The 17071-nt window shown below is 68.3% G+C and carries 16 protein-coding genes and 1 pseudogene; 9 read left to right on the top strand and 8 right to left on the bottom strand.

From position 1 onward, the window contains the following. Positions 1 to 4: 4 nt before the first annotated feature. From O6P37_RS07545 to O6P37_RS07520, 6 genes are all read right to left on the bottom strand, one after another. Positions 5 to 601: a cytochrome c oxidase subunit 3 family protein gene (locus tag O6P37_RS07545; RefSeq protein WP_269893466.1), complete on the bottom strand. Its 597-nt coding sequence runs from the start codon at positions 599 to 601 to the stop codon at positions 5 to 7. An 8-nt stretch (positions 602 to 609) separates the two neighbouring features. Then, entirely contained in the window at positions 610 to 1380 is a 771-nt protein-coding gene (locus tag O6P37_RS07540; RefSeq protein WP_269893465.1) for a hypothetical protein, read from the bottom strand. Further along, a complete protein-coding gene (locus O6P37_RS07535) occupies positions 1377 to 2129 on the bottom strand; it encodes a hypothetical protein (RefSeq protein ID WP_269893464.1) in 753 nt (250 codons plus the stop codon). The genes O6P37_RS07540 and O6P37_RS07535 overlap by 4 nt, the downstream gene beginning before the upstream one ends. A gap of 108 nt (positions 2130 to 2237) precedes the next feature. Next, positions 2238 to 3380 carry a thiolase family protein gene (locus O6P37_RS07530; RefSeq protein WP_269893463.1) on the bottom strand — a complete coding sequence of 381 codons (1143 nt, stop codon included), beginning with the start codon at positions 3378 to 3380 and terminating at the stop codon, positions 2238 to 2240. A 28-nt stretch (positions 3381 to 3408) separates the two neighbouring features. Further along, the gene (locus O6P37_RS07525; RefSeq protein WP_269893462.1) at positions 3409 to 3822 is read right to left on the bottom strand and encodes a Zn-ribbon domain-containing OB-fold protein; all 414 of its coding nucleotides are present in this window, start codon (positions 3820 to 3822) and stop codon (positions 3409 to 3411) included. A 113-nt stretch (positions 3823 to 3935) separates the two neighbouring features. Next, a complete protein-coding gene (locus O6P37_RS07520) occupies positions 3936 to 4661 on the bottom strand; it encodes an enoyl-CoA hydratase/isomerase family protein (protein ID WP_269893659.1) in 726 nt (241 codons plus the stop codon). Positions 4662 to 4741: 80 nt separating this feature from the next. Here O6P37_RS07520 and O6P37_RS07515 point away from each other — a divergent pair, with 80 nt between their 5' ends. The 7 genes from O6P37_RS07515 (at position 4742) to O6P37_RS07485 (ending at position 12809) form a co-directional block, all read left to right on the top strand. Next, the gene (locus tag O6P37_RS07515; protein WP_269893461.1) at positions 4742 to 6328 is read left to right on the top strand and encodes an AMP-binding protein; all 1587 of its coding nucleotides are present in this window, start codon (positions 4742 to 4744) and stop codon (positions 6326 to 6328) included. Between the two features lie 35 nt (positions 6329 to 6363). Beyond that, on the top strand, positions 6364 to 7554 hold the full coding sequence (locus tag O6P37_RS07510) for an amidohydrolase family protein (RefSeq protein ID WP_269893460.1): 1191 nt from the start codon (positions 6364 to 6366) through the stop codon (positions 7552 to 7554). Then, on the top strand, positions 7551 to 9059 hold the full coding sequence (locus O6P37_RS07505) for a FadD3 family acyl-CoA ligase (protein ID WP_269893459.1): 1509 nt from the start codon (positions 7551 to 7553) through the stop codon (positions 9057 to 9059). The genes O6P37_RS07510 and O6P37_RS07505 overlap by 4 nt, the downstream gene beginning before the upstream one ends. A 93-nt stretch (positions 9060 to 9152) precedes the next feature. After that, entirely contained in the window at positions 9153 to 10097 is a 945-nt protein-coding gene (locus O6P37_RS07500; protein WP_269893458.1) for a hypothetical protein, read from the top strand. A 32-nt stretch (positions 10098 to 10129) separates the two neighbouring features. Beyond that, positions 10130 to 10780 (top strand): hypothetical protein, encoded by a 651-nt coding sequence (locus O6P37_RS07495; protein ID WP_408633132.1) that lies wholly within the window; start codon positions 10130 to 10132, stop codon positions 10778 to 10780. Positions 10781 to 11119: 339 nt separating this feature from the next. Continuing rightward, complete coding sequence (locus tag O6P37_RS07490) at positions 11120 to 12328, top strand: low temperature requirement protein A (RefSeq protein WP_269893658.1); 1209 nt, start codon at positions 11120 to 11122, stop codon at positions 12326 to 12328. A gap of 61 nt (positions 12329 to 12389) precedes the next feature. Further along, positions 12390 to 12809, top strand: a complete 420-nt coding sequence (locus tag O6P37_RS07485; protein WP_269893456.1) for a ChaB family protein — start codon at positions 12390 to 12392, stop codon at positions 12807 to 12809. On the opposite strand, the gene O6P37_RS07480 is transcribed toward O6P37_RS07485, so the two are convergent. After that, positions 12810 to 14084 carry an MFS transporter gene (locus tag O6P37_RS07480; RefSeq protein ID WP_269893455.1) on the bottom strand — a complete coding sequence of 425 codons (1275 nt, stop codon included), beginning with the start codon at positions 14082 to 14084 and terminating at the stop codon, positions 12810 to 12812. 340 nt (positions 14085 to 14424) lie between these two features. On the opposite strand from O6P37_RS07480, the gene O6P37_RS07475 reads away from it, so the two are divergent. Further along, positions 14425 to 15171, top strand: a complete 747-nt coding sequence (locus tag O6P37_RS07475) for a MerR family transcriptional regulator (protein ID WP_269893454.1) — start codon at positions 14425 to 14427, stop codon at positions 15169 to 15171. 15 nt (positions 15172 to 15186) lie between these two features. Here O6P37_RS07475 and O6P37_RS07470 read toward each other — a convergent pair whose 3' ends face one another. Then, on the bottom strand, positions 15187 to 16365 hold the full coding sequence (locus O6P37_RS07470) for an ABC transporter substrate-binding protein (protein WP_408633131.1): 1179 nt from the start codon (positions 16363 to 16365) through the stop codon (positions 15187 to 15189). 97 nt (positions 16366 to 16462) lie between these two features. Here O6P37_RS07470 and O6P37_RS07465 point away from each other — a divergent pair. Next, a pseudogene (locus tag O6P37_RS07465) lies at positions 16463 to 16952 on the top strand (glycoside hydrolase domain-containing protein). Positions 16953 to 17071 lie beyond the last annotated feature (119 nt).

The following is a 17071-nucleotide window of genomic DNA, read 5'->3' as shown; positions in this document are numbered from 1 at the left end:
GGAGTCACCTCATCACGTAGAGCAGGGCGAAGATGACGATCCACAGCAGGTCGACCATGTGCCAGTAGACGGCGCCGGACTCGACCATCGACATCCGGCGGCGGTGCGGGTCGCGCAGCTCGCGGACGACGATGCCGATGATCAGCAGGCCCAGGGCGACGTGGAAGAGGTGGATGCCGGTGAGCATGTAGTAGAACGACCAGAACTCGCCGCTGCCCAACGTGTGGCCCGCAGCGATCTTGACCGACCACTCATAGGCCTTGACGCCGATGAACAACACGCCGCAGACCGCGCCTCCGTACGTCCACCGCAGGGCGGCGAACGGGTCGCCCGACCGCGCCGCCACCACGCCGCGGGCGACGAACCACGAACTCGTCAGCAGTACAAGCGTGTTGAGCACACCCACGTTGAGGGTGAGGTCCTGCTGGGCGTGCAGGTACTCCTGCGGCGCCATCGCCCGGTGCACCATGAAGATCACGAAGTAGGCGCCGAAGATGATGAGGTCGCCCAGCACCATCACCCACATCGCGCCGTCGCCGGGCAGGTGCGGTCGCGTGCCGGTGGCGGGAGCGGTCACGGCGTCCTGTCGGGTGTCTGTCATGGCCGGCCTCAGTCCAGCGGCAGTTCGTCGGCGGGCTGTTCCTCGGTGGCCTTGCGGAGGAAGAAGATGACGCACGACAGCCAGAAACCGAAGATCAGCGTCCCGGACCAGAAGGCCATCGACCCGTTCCAGGAGAACGGCCCGGCGCCCACCACGAAGAGCGGCGCCGCCATGATCTCGGTGACGATCTGCCAGACCGTGACGTAGGCCAGCCACTTGGGGAAGACGCCGTTGCGGTCGTAGAGGATGGCGATCGCGAAGCCGAAGTAGGCCGCGGCGAAGCAGCCGAGCGATCCGACGTAGGACAGGCAGCCGAGGTCGTAGAGCAGCGCCAGCAGTTCGGGGTCGCGGTCGGGCCGCAGCGCCGCCGTCAGGAAGCAGAACGCCACCAGCAGGCAGCCGGGCAACGCACCGACGGCCATGCCGCCCATGTAGAGATACGCGCAGACCGAGCCGGCCGTCATCCGTTTCATGTGGTAGACGACGATCCCGTTGGCCACCCCCGCGCCGCCGACGATCAGGATGAGCAGCCCGAAGCCGATCTGGATGGTCAGCTGGTGCGCGGCGAAGAACTCGGCCTTCTGTGCGGTGGTGACGTCGGGCCGCGGCGGGGGCATGGTGCGCGCCAGCGCGAAGAAGATGACGCCGAACGCGGTGTAGAACGCGGGCACGATCCAGAACACGATCCAGATGTCGCGCTTGCCCGCCGACGGTCGTACCTGAGCGGCCTCGCCGGGCTGCTCCGGAGGCCGCTCGGCGCGGGAGGTGACCGTGCTCATCGGGCGGGCACCGCCGCGTCGCGCTCCTCGGCGGCCTGCCTGCGCAGGACGGAGCGCAGCACGAAGAACATCACCACCACGAAGGCGGCGAACGCGCCGTTGCGCAGCCAGAACGACACCACACCGTCCCAGGCCAGTGGTCCGGTGGTGACCACCGCTGCGGCCGCGGCGGGCGCCATCGCCAGCGCCGTCGCCAGCGAGTAGTGCCCGACCCAGCGCGGGAACACCGGCCGCGGACCGCTGTCGAAGTACACGGCCAGCGCCAGCAGCAGGTTCTGGGCCACCAGCATGCCGACCGGTGCGATGAAGATGATCCAGGCCATGTCGTTGAGCAGCTGCACCAGCTCGGGCCCGCGATCCGGACGGAACGCGGCCACCAGGTAGAAGATGTCGGCGAGCGCGAAAATCGTTGCGCCGCTGACGACCGCGGTCAGGTAGCAGTAAGCGAGCACATGGCTCTGGCCCGCCATCCGCTTCATCTGGACGACGATCACCAGGAACAACGGCAGCAGCATGATCGCGCAGAGGTTGAACGTGATCATGCTGAACCGGATCATCGCGGCGTTATCCCGGTAGAACGCCGCGACCTCCTCGGCCGGCAGTGTGGGCGACATCGGCGGGAAGAAGCCGGGGAAGGCGACGAACGCGACCAGGAGAACCACCGCGGCCGCCAGCGCGGCCCACAGGCTGACCGACTGGGTGGTGACGTCGGCGGATCGCGGCGAGCTGTCGGTCTCGGTGAGGGTCATCGAACCTCGATGCGTTGCGACGGTGGGCGGGTCGCGCTGAACGCGGCCCTAGCCGGTCGGCTAGTCAGCCACGGTAGCCGATCGGCTACCCGCAGGGCAACGGTGGGTTCAGGTCGACAGGATGGTGGCCGACGCCGTGCCGGGCGCGCCGTACACCTGAGCCAGCCCGACCCTTGGCTCCCCGGGGACCTGTCGGTCGCCGGCCTCGCCGCGCAGCTGGCGCACCAGCTCGTGCACCTGGCGCAGCCCCGACGCGCCGATCGGCTCACCGTTGGCGATCAGGCCGCCGTCGGTGTTGACCGGGATCGACCCGCCGATCTCGGTGGCGCCGTCGGCCAGCAGCTTCTCCTGCTCGCCGTCGGCGCACAGGCCCGTCTCGGCCATGTGGATCACCTCGGCGCCGGCGTCGGTGTCCTGGAGCTGCGCCACATCGACGTCCTCGGGTCCGATCCCGGCCTGCTCGTAGGCCGCGCGGGCGGCGTACACCGTGGGGGAGACATCCTCGTCGAGCGGCGCGGACGTGGCGTGCACCTCGTAGGCGCCGAACGTCCTGGTGCGGATCTCCGTTGCCTTCACGTACACCGGCTTGTCGGTGTAGCGGTGCGCGATGTCGCCGCGGCACATGATGACCGCCGCCGCACCCTCGTCGGGAGCGCAGAACATGAACTGGCGCAGCGGATAATTGAGCACCGGTGAGGCCATGATCTCGTCGATCGAGATCTCCTTGCGGCGGAACGCATTCGGGTTCATCGCGCCGTTGCGGAAGTTCTTGTTGGCCACGCGGGCCAGCGTCTCCTCGGAGATGCCGTGCTTGTGCAGGTAGTGGTTGGCCTTGATGCCGAAGAACTTGGTGGTGACGAACTGCCCGTTCTCCGCATACCACTGCGGCAGAGCGAGTTTGGCCGGGTCGTCGGTGAACGCGCCGCGCGGGTGCTTGTCCAACCCGATTGCGATGCCGATGTCGTACTTGCCCAGCCGGATGGTGTCGGCGGTCTGCTGGATGGCGCTGGCGGCGGTGGCGCAGGCGTTGAACACGTTGGTGAAGGTGATGCCGGTCAGACCCACCAGGCGGGTGACCGCGTCGGGGTTGGAGACCTCGTAACTGCCGCCGAAGCCGAACTGGATGTCCTTCCAGTCCAGCTTCGCGTCGGTCAGGGCGCTCTGGATCGCCTCGGCGCCCATCTCCATCGCGGTCTTGTCGAACCGGCCGAAGGGGTGCAGACCCACGCCGATGATCGCCACGTCGTTCATGTCTCGACTGTTCCTCTCGTACGCGGGGTCAGACCGGCTGGAAGGCGAAGGTGATGATCTCCTCGCCGTCCTCGTCCTTGGTGAACGGGATCATCGTCAGCTCGACGGCCATCCCGAACTGCAGCTTGGCCGGATCGTTCTCGGTGAGCCTGCCCTCCACCCGGATGACGTCGTCGAGTTGGACGAGGCCGACGCCGAACGGCACGAAGTCCTTGCCGGTCGGCCCCTTGTAGGGGGCGCCGGGCGGGAAGCCCTGGGTGGTCCAGGCGACGAGCGTGCCCTGCCGCGGCAGCAGCGCGTCCGACATCTCGGCGCTGCTGCACTTCGGGCAGCGCGCCTGCACCGGGAAGGCGGTGGCGCCACAGGCGCCGCAGGTGCTGCCGATCAGCTGGGGTTCACTGTCCGGCCAGGTCGAGATCTCGGGCGCGAGCGCCTTCGCCATGACGTCCTCCTGTGTCGACGGGGTCGCCCAGCGCCTATGCGACGCCGTGCATGTGGCTGACATTAATTGGAAATGGCGTTCTCGTCTAGAGAGAACATGTTCCGGCGAGCGGTCTACCGCGCCCGTTTCATCACCTTGTCCGCGGCCTGCCAGTGCGCGTCGGAGACCCACAGCCGGGCGAAGGCGGCGACGGCCTCGGCGGTGGTGACACCGTTGACCACCCGTTTCACCTCGGCGGCCGGCGCGGTGGCCAGCGCCTGGGCGACGGCGCGCCATTCGGCGTCGAAGGAGGCGCGCGGCAGCACCCGGTCCACCAGGCCGATCTGTTCGGCCTCGGCCGCCTCGAGTACGGTGCCCGCGCCCGCCAGCATCAGCGCACGACCCCTGCCGACGAGTGCGGCGAGCCGCTCGGCGCCGCCCCAGGCCGGCATGATCGCCAGCGTCACCTGGTTGAAGCCGATCTTGATGTCGTCGGCCGCCAGCCGGATGTCGGCGGCCACCGCCACCTCGGCGCCGCCGCCGAGGGCATGGCCGTTGAGCGCCGCGATCACCGGGCCGGGGAAGGCGGCGATCCGGTCGCAGATCGCCCGCATCCGCCATGCCATCGCCGAGGCGTCGAGTTCGGTGCGCAGGGCACTGAGTTCCTTGAGGTCACCGCCGGAGACGAACGCGCGGTCACCGGCGCCGGTGATCGCCAGCGCACGCGCGTCGACGGTCGTGTCCAGGGCGTCGAGCGCCTTCTCGAGCTGACCCATCGTCTCCAGGGAGATGGCATTGCGGGCGTGCGGGCGGTCGATGGTGATCACCGCAAGTCCGTCGGTCACCTCGAGGTCGATCATCAGACGTTCTCCCAGCACGGTATTGGCATTCTCGCCAGCGGAGAATAGCATCGCCAACGAGCTGGAGGTGCTGGGCAAGCGTGCGAAACATCCCTGTTGAGCTGACCGAACGCTACGAGGCGGAAGGGTGGTGGACCCGCGAGACGCTCGGTGAGATGCTCGCCGGCGGTCTGACCGCGAGCCCGGACACCGGCTTCTGGGTGCACTCGTCGGTCCGGCCCTATGCCGGCACCTTCGCCGACGTCGAACTGCGGGCGCGGCAACTGGCGGCGGGACTGCGGCGGCGCGGCGTCGGCCCGGGCGACGTGATCGCCCTGCAGCTGCCGAACTGGATGGAGGCCGCCGTGGCCTTCTGGGCCTCGGCGTTCCTCGGCGCGGTCGTCGTGCCGATCGTGCACTTCTACGGCCGCAAGGAGCTCACACACATCCTGGGTACGGCACGGCCCAGGGTCTTCATCACGGCCGAGGAGTTCGGCCGCATGCAGTTCCAGCCGGACCTGTGCGCCGACGTCCCGATCGTCGGGCTGGTCGGCACCGACGGCTTCGACGCCCTCTTCGACGACGAGCCGCTGGTCGGCACCGTGCCGACCGACCCGGCGAGTCCCGCGTTGATCGCGTTCACCTCCGGCACCACCCGCGATCCGAAGGGCGTGGTGCACAGCCATCAGACCCTCGGATTCGAGACCCGCCAGCTGCTGGCGAACTATCCGCCCGACCGCGGCAGACAGCTGACGGCGACACCCGTTGGCCACTTCATCGGCATGGTCGGCGCCTTCCTGATCCCGGTGCTCGAGGGTGCGCCGATCGACCTGTGCGACGTCTGGGATCCCGGCAAGGTGCTCGACCTCATCGAGACCGAGGGACTGTCGATCGGCGGCGGCCCGCCCTACTTCGTCACCAGCCTGCTCGACCACCCGAAGTGCACCCCCGCCCATATGGCCAACTTCAGCACCGTGGGCCTCGGCGGCTCGACCGTGCCCGCCGCGGTGACCCGGCGGCTGGCCGACATGGGACTGTTCGTCTTCCGGTCCTACGGCAGCACGGAACACCCGTCGATCACCGGATCGCGGCGCACCGCACCGGAGGCCAAGCGGCTCTACACCGACGGCGACGTGCGACCGGGGGTGGAGATCAAGCTGACCGACGAGGGCGAAATCCTCTCGCGGGGGCCCGATCTGTGCCTCGGCTACACCGACGACGAACTGACGGCGAAGGCCTTCGACGCCGACGGCTGGTACCACACCGGCGACGTCGGCGTTCTCGACGAGGACGGCTACCTGACCATCACCGACCGCAAGGCCGACGTGATCATCCGCGGCGGGGAGAACATCAGCGCCCTTGAGGTCGAGGAGGTGCTGCTGGCGATGCCCGCCGTGGCCGAGGCGGTGGTGGTCTCGGCGCCCGACGAGCGGCTCGGCGAGCACGTCGCCGCGGTGTTGCGGATCAAGGCCGGTCAGACCATGCCCAGCCTCGACGAGGTCCGCACCCACTTCGGCCGGGCCGGTGTGGCGCGGCAGAAGTGCCCGGAGGAGTTGCACGAGGTTCCCGAGGGCGAGGACTACCCGCGCACCGCCAGCGGCAAGGTGCAGAAAGTCCTCATCAGGGCGCAGATCCACCGACGAGTGGCAACCGCCGCTGCGCAGGGCGTTGCAGCGACAACCGAATGAGAATACGATTCTCCCAATAAGCAAAGGAGCATTTCATGGGACAACTCTCGCATCGGGTCGATATCCCGTTCCCGCTGTTCGACGCGGACAACCACCTCTACGAGCCGCCGGAGGCGATGACCAAGTACCTCCCCAAGGAGTACAAGGACGTCGTCCAGTACGTCGAGGTCAACGGGCGCACCAAGATCGCGATCAAGGGCCAGATCAGCAACTACATCCCCAATCCGACCTTCTCGCACGTCGCGAAGCCCGGTGCATGGGAGGAGTACTTCAAGTTCGGCAACCCGGACGGCAAGAGCAAGCGGGAGCTGTTCGGTGAGCCGATGCGGTCCATCCCGGCGTTCTTCGAGCCCGGCCCGCGCCTCGAGCTGATGAACGAGCTGGGCATCGACCGGAGCCTGATGTTCCCGACGCTGGCCAGCCTCATCGAGGAGCGGCTGCGCGACGACCCGATGGCCATCCACGTCATCATCCACTCGCTGAACGAGTGGCTGCACGAGGTCTGGGGCTTCAACTACCAGAACCGCATCTTCGTCACCCCGGTGATCACGCTGCCGATCGTGGAGAAGGCCATCGAGGAGCTGGAGTGGGCGGTCAAGCGTGGCGCCCGCGCCATCCTGGTCCGGCCGGCGCCGGTGCCCGGCTTCCGCGGCCCGCGGTCCTTCGCGCTGCCCGAGTTCGACCCGTTCTGGCAGAAGTGCGTGGATTACGACATCTTCGTCGGCATGCACTCCTCCGACAGCGGCTACTCGCGCTACACCTCCGAGTGGGACGGCGTTGCCCAGGAGATGCTGCCGTTCCAGACCAACGCGATGAACATCCTCAACGAGTGGCGCCCGATCCAGGACGCCGTGGCCTCGTGGGTCATCCACGGTGCGCTGTTCCGGTTCCCGAAGCTCAAGGTGGGCATCGTCGAGGCCGGATCGAAGTGGATGTTCCCGCTGCTGGACTCCATGTCCGAGGTCTACAAGAAGGCGCCGGAGGCCTTCCCGGGCAACCCGATGGAGGAGATCAAGAACCGGATCTACGTCAGCCCGTTCTACGAGGAGGGCATCGACGACCTGATCAACCTGATCGGCGTCGACCAGGTGCTCTACGGATCGGACTGGCCGCACCCCGAGGGGCTGGCCGAGCCGACCCACTACGTCACCGCACTCGAGCATCTCTCGATGGAGGACCAGGCGAAGATCATGGGCGGCAACCTGGGTCGTCTCGTCACTACGTGACCTACGTTCCCAAATGGCAGACCATCCCCGAGATGGTCGCCAGCGCGGCGGACCGCTTCGGCGACGCAGAAGCAGTCGTCGACGGTCCGCTGCGCCTCTCATATGTCGAGCTCGTCGAACGGGTCCGCCGCGCCGCGGGCGCCTTCCGTGATCTCGGGGTGGCCAAGGGCGACCGGGTGGCGGTGTGGGCCCCGAACTCCGCCGAGTGGATCATCGCCGCGTTCGGACTGGTGACCGCGGGCGGCGTGCTTGTCCCGGTCAACACCCGCTTCAAGACCGACGAGGCGGCCGACGTCATCGGCCGCAGCGGCGCCAAGGCCGTTCTGGTGCAACAGGGTTTCCTCGGCACCGAGTACGGCGCTCCCGCCGGTGTCCCGGTGATCGACCTGAAGTCCGGCTTCCTCGACAGCGGCGACCCGTTCGAACGGGGGATCAGCGGCACCGACATCGCCGACATCATCTACACCTCCGGGACCACCGGGCGCCCCAAGGGCGTGATGATGAACCACCTGCAGACGCTGCGGATGTACGAGGAGTGGTGTGACCTCAACGATCTGCGCCAGGGTGACCGCTACCTGGCCGTCAATCCGTTCTTCCACACCTTCGGCTACAAGGCCGGGTGCATCGCCTCTCTGATCCGCGGCGCCACGATCCTGCCGATCCCGGTGTTCGACGTCGACGTCGTGGTCGACATCATCGAGCGCGAGCGGATCACGATGCTGCCGGGCCCGCCGACGCTGTATCACTCGCTGCTCGCGGTGCCGGACAAGTCGAGGCTGGCGACGCTGCGCGCGGGGGTGACGGGTGCGTCGGACATCCCGGTGGAGCTGATCCGCCGCATCCACGACGAGCTGCCCTTCGCGTCAGTGAACACCGGCTACGGCCTCACCGAATGCGGCACCGCCACACTGTCGCGGCCCGGTGACTCGTTCACCGACATCGCGACCACGGTCGGCGTCGCGTGCGACGGCATCGAGGTCGCGATCGCCGACGACGGAGAGGTCCTGGTGCGCGGCTACAGCGTGATGCAGGGCTATCTCGACGACCCGGCCGCCACGGCGGAGGCGATCGACGCCGACGGCTGGTTGCACACCGGCGACCTCGGCACGCTCGACGATGCCGGCCGTCTGCGCATCGTCGGACGCAAGAAGGACATGTTCATCGTCGGCGGCTTCAACGCCTACCCGGCCGAGATCGAAGGCTTCCTGCTCGAGCACCCGGCGGTCGCGCAGGTCGCCGTCATCGGTGTGCCCGACGAGCGGATGGGTCAGGTCGGCAAGGCCTTCGTCGTCCGCTCCGACCGGACACCGGCGCCGACGGCCGAGGAACTGATCGCGTGGAGCCGGGAGCGGATGGCGGGTTTCAAGGTTCCGCGCTCGGTGGAGTTCCTGGACCGACTGCCGCTGAACGCGACGGGCAAGGTCATGAAAGACCAGCTGCGCTCTCCGGCGAACGTCGGTGACGAACCGGGAACGCAGGCCGGCGCCGGCGCCGAGCGGCGATGAGTAGGGTGGCGTCGACAAACGAGAATGTAAACGCCATTCTCATCCGGCTGCGTCAGGTGGGACCGGTCAGACAGACAAGACGAGGAGGTCGCTGTGCCTTCGTTCAGGCGTAAGGCGTCGGTCACCGACGCCGGCTCGGCTCCGGTCAGCGGGCCGCCGACGGACAAGGCATCGCCCGCGGACGCGCAGGACCGGCCCGATCCGGCGCTCGCGCAGATCCTCGCCGAGGAAGCCGAGGCCGAAGCCGCCGAGGCGGAAGCGGCAGTGGCCGCCGCCCGCGCACGGGCGCGCGCGCTGCGGCTGCGCCGGCAGGCTCAGGAAGTCGAAGCATTCGCCGTCGAGCCCGTCGACGAACCCGCCGCAGCCGACGACGACGAGATCGTCTCCGTCCCGGACGAGGGCGAGACGCCCGCCGCCGGGACCGCTGCGGCGAACGACGCCGCCGCGGCCGACGACGACACCGCCGCGGAGGACGAGCCGGTCGACATCGACGCTCCCGCGGAGGATGTTGCCGAGACGCGTTCGCGCCGGCGGCTCCACGTGGGAGTGCCGCTGCCGACCTGGAAGGGCGTCGCGCTGTTCCTCGCCGTGCTCTGCACGTTCGCGCTGCTGGCGGCCAGCGGCTACATGATCCGCGAGCACCGGCAGGCCGAGCGCGACGCGCAACTCGCCGCCGAGTACACCGCGGCGGGCCGCCAGGCCGTCGTCACCCTGATGTCACTGGACTTCAACAAGGCCGAAGAGGGTGTGCAGCGCATCATCGACAATTCCACCGGCAAGTTCCGCGAAGACTTCCAGCAGCAGGCGGAGACCTTCGCCCAGGTGGCGCAGGACTCCAAGGTGATCACGGAGGTCACCGTGAACTCCGCGGCCGTCACGACCATGTCCGAGGACACTGCGAACGTGATCGTTTCGGCGACGTCGCGCGTCACCAATGCGGCCGGGGCCAACAAGGACCCGCGCGGATGGCGGTTGTCGGTGGACCTGGAGCGCGACGGCGACCAGGTGAAGATGTCGAGAGTCGAGTTCGTACCGTGACCAAAGACCAGACCGACACCGACGAGGCCGCCGTGGTCGAGGATTCGGCGAGCCGGGAACACACCGACTCCGAAGACGCCGTGATCGCCGACGAGGAGACGACGGCGACGGAGCCCGAGAGCGGCGCCACCGAAGCCGACCGGCTCGAGGAACATCTCGAGCTGTCGGGCCGCGGCGGCGGAAAGGCCCGGCGCGGAATGCGGGCGCGGATCGGCGTGATCGGTGTCGCTGCCGCACTGATCCTGTCGGCTGTGCTCGCGACGTGGCTGTACGTCTTCCAGTACCGCCCGCAGCAGCAGACGGATGCCGCCGCCGCCCAGGTCGCGCTGGATGCCGCGACCTCCGGAACGGTCGCCCTGCTGTCCTACTCGCCGGAGACGCTCGAACAGGACTTCGCGGCCGCCAAGACACACCTCACCGGTGAATTCCTGGACTACTACACCCAGTTCACGCAGACGATCGTCACCCCCGCCGCGAAACAGAAGCAAGTCAAGACCAGCGCGTCGGTGGCGCAGAGCGCACTCGCAGAGATGCATCCCGACAAGGCGGTGGCGCTGATCTTCGTCAACCAGACGACGGTGAGCAAGGAGAACCCGGACGGCGCGTACGCCGCCAGCAGCGTCAAGGTCGGCCTGACCAAGATCGACGGCAAGTGGCTGATCTCGTCCTTCGACCCGGTGTGACGTTCGCCGTGGAGTGATCCTGCGACCGCCGCATGAGGCGGTTCGCGCCGTCAGTCCTCCGCGTGCCGGTCGTGGTCCCAGCGCTCCAACCGCATCTGCAACTCGTAGAGTCCCAGTGCGGCCAGTGCAGTGGCGACCGATACGCACATCACGACAAGTGCACTCATCATTCGCCGGCTCCCGGGTCGTTGCTGTCGAGATCAGCGTATGAAGGCGGGCCGGCGGCGGCATGCGTAGTGGACTACCTGCGGGTGCGGCGCGGGCGACGGAGAGGACAGGCACGTGAGCGACGCCGAGCCAGTGGCCGGGACTGCGACACCGGCGCACCGGCTGCGCCGGATGGTGGGTCGTGACCCGCATCAGGAGAACCGGGCGGCCACCCCGCTGGAGTTGCTGTTCGACCTCACGTTCGTGGTGGCGTTCGGGATCGCCGCGTCCCAGTTCGCCCACCTGCTCGCCGAGGACCACGTCGCCGCGGGCCTGACCGGCTTCGCGTTCGCGACGTTCGCGATCTGCTGGGCGTGGATCAACTTCAGCTGGTTCGCCTCGGCGTTCGACACCGATGACTGGATCTACCGGCTGATGACGATGCTGCAGATGGTCGGCGTCATCGTCCTGGCCCTCGGCCTTCCGCAGATGTTCGCCTCGATCGAGCACGGCGGTCACGTGGACAACGCGGTCCTGGTCGCCGGATACATCGTGATGCGGATCGCGCTGGTGGGGCAGTGGTTGCGCGCGGCCTCCCAGGATCCCGCGCGGCGTCAGGCCTGCCTGACGTATGCGGTGGCCGTGACTGTGGCCCAGATCGGTTGGGCCGCACAGATCTTCGTACAGACCTCGGTAGCGGTGTTCTTCCTGTGCACCGTGGTGCTGATCGCGGTGGAGCTGTCCGGCCCGTTCATCGCCGAGCGGCGGATGGGCGGAACCCCCTGGCACGTCCACCACATCGTCGAGCGCTACGGCCTGCTGGCGATCATCGCGCTGGGCGAGGGGGTGGTGGGCACCGTCGCGTCGATCTCGGCGGCCGTCGAGATCCAGGGCTGGTCCACCGACGCGGTGCTCGTCGCGGTCGCCGGCATCGGGCTGACCTTCGGCATGTGGTGGGTGTACTTCCTGGTGCCGCACGCCGATCTGCTGCACGCCGACCGCGGCACGTCGTTCTGGTTCGGTTACCTGCACATTCCGGTGTTCGGCGCCATCGTCGCCACCGGCGCGGGCCTGCACGCCGCCGCGTACTACATCGAGCACCACTCGGAACTCGGCGCCGCGCCGACGGTGGCCACCGTCGCGGTGCCCGTCGCCATCTACCTGGTCGGCCTGTACGCCATCTACGGGCTGGTGGCACGCACGTGGGACCTGTTCCACGGCGCCCTCGTCACGGGCGCAGTCGCGGTGCTGGCCGTGGCGGTGTGGCTGGCGATGACCGACGTGCCGATGGCGGTGTGCCTGCTGGCGGTGACGCTGGCGCCGGTGGTCGTGGTGGTCGGCTACGAGGTCACCGGGCACCGGCGCGTGCCTGCGGCGGCAAGGACAGCCGGCGAGGCATGACCACCGGTTTGACCCCGTCGCCGACGGGCTAGTCCACCCGGACACGGCGAAAGGAGTCACCATGCCGAAGACGGGTAAGGGCGGACAGGCCAAGAAGAGTGAACTGCCCAGCACGCTGAAGAAGTCGGAAGCCAAGGCGCAGCGCACCTTCGCGAAGGCGCACGACTCGGCGGCCGAGGAGTACGGCGAGGGCGAGCGCGCCCACCGGGTGGCCTACAGCGCACTGAAGCACAGTTACGAGAAGGTCGGCGACCACTGGGAGGCCAAGTCGGCCAAGGGACCGTCGGATCAGCGTGCCCGCAGCGGCGGCCCGAACGCCAAGGGCGAGACCGCGGAAGGCGTCGACGCCAACGCGTCGAAGAAGCATCTCGTCGAGCTGGCGCGGCGCCTCGACATCTCCGGCCGGTCGACGATGAGCAAGGACGAACTGGTGTCGGCGATCAAGAAGGCCAACCGGCGGGAGTCCGCGCGCAACCGCTGATCACCGGTCCGGCGCGGGATCCGCCTCGAAACTCTCGAGGAGCATCCGCTCCTGTTCCAGGCGCATCCTGCGCCGAGTCTTGCTGCGCGTGATGAGGATGCCGGTGGTGGCCAGCGCCCAGATCACGTACTGCGCCGTCCACGCCCACCGGAACGATTCGAACGAGTAGCCGCCGGTGGCGTCGAGAATGATCCCCATCGCCTGCATCACGAGCAGCGATGCGATGAACCCGCCCATGTTGACCATGCCCTGTGCGGTGCCCAGCGTGGCGCTCGGATTGAAGGTCCGCGCGAAGTCGAAGCCGACCATCGAGCCCGGTCCGCCGACCGAGATGACCACGACCAGCAGTATCAGCAGCCACAAGGGAGCCGGGCCGGGCAACGCGAGCACCACCGTCCAGGCCAGCGCGTTGCTGCCGATGATGGCGAGCACCAGGCGGGACCGGCGATGCGGGTGGCGGCCGGTGAAGATGCCGATGACCACGCCCGCCGAGATCGCCGCGACCACCGAGAGGCTCAGCAGCGTCCCGGCCATGCCGGCCGACAGGCCCTGCGCCACCGTCAGGTACGGCACCCCCCACATCAGCGCGAAGACCGTCACGGAGAACTGCGTGCCCATGTGGGTGAAGAAGCCGAGCCGCGTGCCCGGCCGCAGCCACACCGTCTTGACGCTGCCCACCAACTCGCTCAGGGTGGCGGTCTTCGCCGGCCCGGCGCGTCCCGACGGAGTGTCCTTGACGACGAGCAGCGTGAGCACCATCGACAGCACACCGAATGCGGCGACCGACGTATAGGCCGCGGTCCAGCCTGTGCCGGTGAGCACGGCCAGGAACGGCACCGCCGAGAGCACCTGCCCGAGCTGGCCGCAGATGCCGGTGAGCTGGGTGACCAGCGGAACCTGTCGCGGTGCGAACCAGTGCGGTACCAGGCGCAGCACCGAGATGAACGTCAGCGCGTCCCCGAGGCCGAGAACCGCCCTGGCGGCGATCGCCGACGGCAGGGACTCGCAGAACGCCAGCACCAATTGACCGGACGCCATCAGCGCCGCGCCGCAGAGGATCAGCACCTTGGAGCCGTACCGGTCCAGCAGCACACCGGCGGGCACCTGGGCGCCCGCGTAGACGACCACCTGCAGCACGACGAACGTGGACAGCACGCCGGGGCTCACGGTGAACCGGTCCGCGGCGTCGAGTCCGGAGACGCCGAGAGTGGTGCGGTCCAGCACCGCGACGATGTAGGCCAGGAGTCCGGTGGCCCACACGATCCAGGGGCGCACACCAAACCCTTCGTCGTGGCTCTCGGTCGAGCCGATCCTCGATATCCGCCTTCCATGGTGGCCACCGCCGGCCGGGGAATCCAATCCCGGTGCGGTGACGTCACTCACGGTGAATCGCTCGTCGACCTAGAGAGTTGGCTGAAACTGCACGTCGATGTGCAGTAAATCGCAGCTATTTTGACAAATGTGCAGATTAAGGACAGAAAGCGGCGCCATGATCGAGGTTTCAGTGGAACGCACGTGGGTTCGCTCAGCACCGGTCTCACGGGTACAGTGTCGGCATGACGAACCGCGATGCCGGCTACCACCTGCCGCATGGCCGGCACGAAGGTGCGACGCGTTGAGCGAATACCGGCTCGAGGAACTCGCCGAACAGTCGGGGGTGAGTGCCCGCAACATCCGTGCCTACCGGGAGCGCGGGCTGCTCGACCCGCCTCGCCGATCGGGCCGTTCGGCGTTGTACGACGACTCCCACCTCGCGCAGCTGGACACCATCAATCAGCTCCTGCGGCGGGGCTTCAACTCCGCCCACATCGCCGAGTTCTTCGCCGGCATGCGCGACGGCGCCGATCTCGCCGACATCCTCGGACTGCAGCGTGCGGTGCCTGCGCCGCGAACCGACGCGCCCACCGCCGCCCCGGTCCCGTCCGTCCCGCGGAAGGACGGGCCGCTCGACATCGGTGTGGGTTCCGACGAGGCGCGACGGCTGATCGAGCTGGGCCTGGCCCGGCGGGTCGACGGCGCCGTCGCGCTCACCGACCCCGTGCTCAGCGAGATCGTCGCCCGCGCGGCGGACCAGATGCTCTACATCCGCGCGCTGCTGCGGATCGTCGAATCGACCCGACAGGACATCGACGTGCTGGCCGCGGCCGTCGTCACCGCACTGGAGGAATGCCTGACGGCGAGGTTCGGACCCGCGCACCAACCCGGGCCCGGCCAGCTCCCGGAGTACAGGCAGATCGTCCGGGACTTTCGCGAGCTGGCCACCCGGCTCGTGGTCGGCCACCTCGACGCGGTGCTGCACCGTCAGATGGTGTCCACGGCGCCGGGCGCCCTGCAAGACGGGCAGTGGCCGCCGCACGGCTGAGCAAGGCGTGCCGGTTCAGCGTCTGATGCGCTGCCAGCGCTCCACCCACTGGTCGTAGGTGGTGCAGTCGTCGCCACTGCCGTCCACACATTCCTTCTGCGGTGTGGTCCAGTAGTGGATCTTCGCGGCGAACTGCTCATCGGTGGCGTGGTAGAGGTCGCAGAAGTCGTATGCGGTGGTGTGGTCGCAGGCCAGGGATTGCGCGGGTGCCTCGCCGAAGTGCTCGGCGGCCTGGGCGTTGACCTCGGGTGAGGCGATCCAGTCCATCCACTTGTACATGCAGTTGGGATGCGCGGCCTTCGACGAGATCATCCAGGTGTCCGACCAGCCGGTCGAGCCCTCCTTGGGTAGCACGGTGTTGACCTGGACCCGGTTGTTGGCGCCGATGGTGTTGGCGATCACCTGCCAGGTGGTGCCGATCACGGCGGCGCCCGACTCGAACGCCTGCACCTCGGTGGTGTAGTCCGACCAGTACAGCCCGACGTTCTCGCGTTGCGCCTCGAGCAGCTCGGCGGCTGCGTCGAGTTGCGGGACGGTCAGCGAGTACGGATCGCCGATGCCGAGTTCCGGCCGGGACTTGGACAGGTAGAGCGCCGCGTCGGCGATGTAGATGGGGGAGTCGTACGCGGTCACCCGGCCGCGATACTCCGCCGCGTCGTCGAACACCGCCGCCCAGGAGTTCGGCGCATCGCGCACGACGCCGATGTTGTACATCAGCAGGTTCGCGCCCCACCCGTGCGGGATGCCGTACATCCGGCCGTCCACCGAGTTCCACGGCTGATCCTTGAGGAACGGCGAGATGGTCTCGTAGTGGGGTACCAGCGCGGTGTTGACCGGCGCCACGTCTCCGGCGTGGATCAGCCGCAGCGTGGCGTCGCCGGAGGCCGACACTCCGTCGTAGCGGCCGGTCCGCATCAGGTCGACCATCTCGTCGGAGGTGTGTCCGATCGTGACGGTGGTGCGGCAGCCGGTCTGCTGCTCGAACGGCGTCACCCAGTCGACCGCGCTGTCGCTGCTGCCGTCCTCGGCGTAGCCGGCCCAGGCAATGAGGTCGAGTTCGCCCTCGCCGTCGCCGACGGCGGACAACGGTTCCAGATCAGGCGCTCGCAGGCCGTCGGTGGCGTCCGGTGACGATCCCGAGCAGGCGACCAGCAGCGCCGCGCACGCCGTCAGCGCGAATCCGGCGCGAAGCAGAGTCGATACGGGCACGGTGAGAAAGGCCCTGGCGAAGGCACCGGAAGCGGCGGCGTTCACGTCGGATCCTCGCCGACCCGACCAACGGGCATGGTTCATGGTAGGAAACCGGCGCGCCGCACCGCAGGCCACTCGCCGTGGGACCGAGCAGGGAATTCCACAGGTTGTGCCACTCCGATCAGCAATCCTGCTCGATCACGCGGAAGGAGTGATCCGCGCGGCCGACATCCGCGCTTCCGAAGCGCTCGGAGCTATCCGGTGTGTGTCCGACCGCAGGACCGGCGGCGCGTCGATGCTGGAGTACAAACAGCAGGTCGTGCCGTTCCTGCGGGACTGGGAGGCGGTGCTCGGCCATCAGCTCGTCGGCGTCTACACGAACTCGAAGACCATCGAGTGGGCACTGCAGGACGGCCCCGGCGCCTGCTGCTGGCAGCACAACTGGGGGTTCGCCCGGGCGGGTCGCACACTCGGCGACACATCTGCACCGGGTGGAGATCGACACGCGTCAGGCCGGCGGTGTCGGCGTCGACCTCTACCACGTTCTCGAGCCGCAATTCGGTCAGTGGGACCGGAACCTTACTGACTAGTAATATTTCTAGCAAACTTCTGCGCGCCATCGCGAGGCGCGGGTGGACACTTTGGCGCCGAGTGTCGTCCCATCCATCAGCGGATCGGCCGCCCCGGCGGCCCGAAATTCTTAGATAAC

It is taken from the genome of Mycobacterium hippophais (assembly GCF_027529605.1).
GTDB classification, from domain to species: Bacteria; Actinomycetota; Actinomycetes; order Mycobacteriales; family Mycobacteriaceae; genus Mycobacterium; species Mycobacterium arseniciresistens.
Note: the sequence above shows the minus strand (reverse complement) of the source record. Positions and strands in the feature narration are given on the sequence as shown.

Excerpts from the sequence above, each read along its gene's own strand:
- O6P37_RS07510 (WP_269893460.1), top strand. The coding sequence starts at position 6,364 with ATGGGACAACTCTCGCATCGGGTCGATATCCCGTTCCCGCTGTTCGAC.
- O6P37_RS07530 (WP_269893463.1), bottom strand. The coding sequence starts at position 3,380 with ATGAACGACGTGGCGATCATCGGCGTGGGTCTGCACCCCTTCGGCCGG.
- O6P37_RS07540 (WP_269893465.1), bottom strand. The coding sequence starts at position 1,380 with ATGAGCACGGTCACCTCCCGCGCCGAGCGGCCTCCGGAGCAGCCCGGC.
- O6P37_RS07520 (WP_269893659.1), bottom strand. The coding sequence starts at position 4,661 with ATGATCGACCTCGAGGTGACCGACGGACTTGCGGTGATCACCATCGAC.
- O6P37_RS07485 (WP_269893456.1), top strand. The coding sequence starts at position 12,390 with ATGCCGAAGACGGGTAAGGGCGGACAGGCCAAGAAGAGTGAACTGCCC.
- O6P37_RS07525 (WP_269893462.1), bottom strand. The coding sequence starts at position 3,822 with ATGGCGAAGGCGCTCGCGCCCGAGATCTCGACCTGGCCGGACAGTGAA.
- O6P37_RS07535 (WP_269893464.1), bottom strand. The coding sequence starts at position 2,129 with ATGACCCTCACCGAGACCGACAGCTCGCCGCGATCCGCCGACGTCACC.
- O6P37_RS07490 (WP_269893658.1), top strand. The coding sequence starts at position 11,120 with ATGGTGGGTCGTGACCCGCATCAGGAGAACCGGGCGGCCACCCCGCTG.
- O6P37_RS07545 (WP_269893466.1), bottom strand. The coding sequence starts at position 601 with ATGACAGACACCCGACAGGACGCCGTGACCGCTCCCGCCACCGGCACG.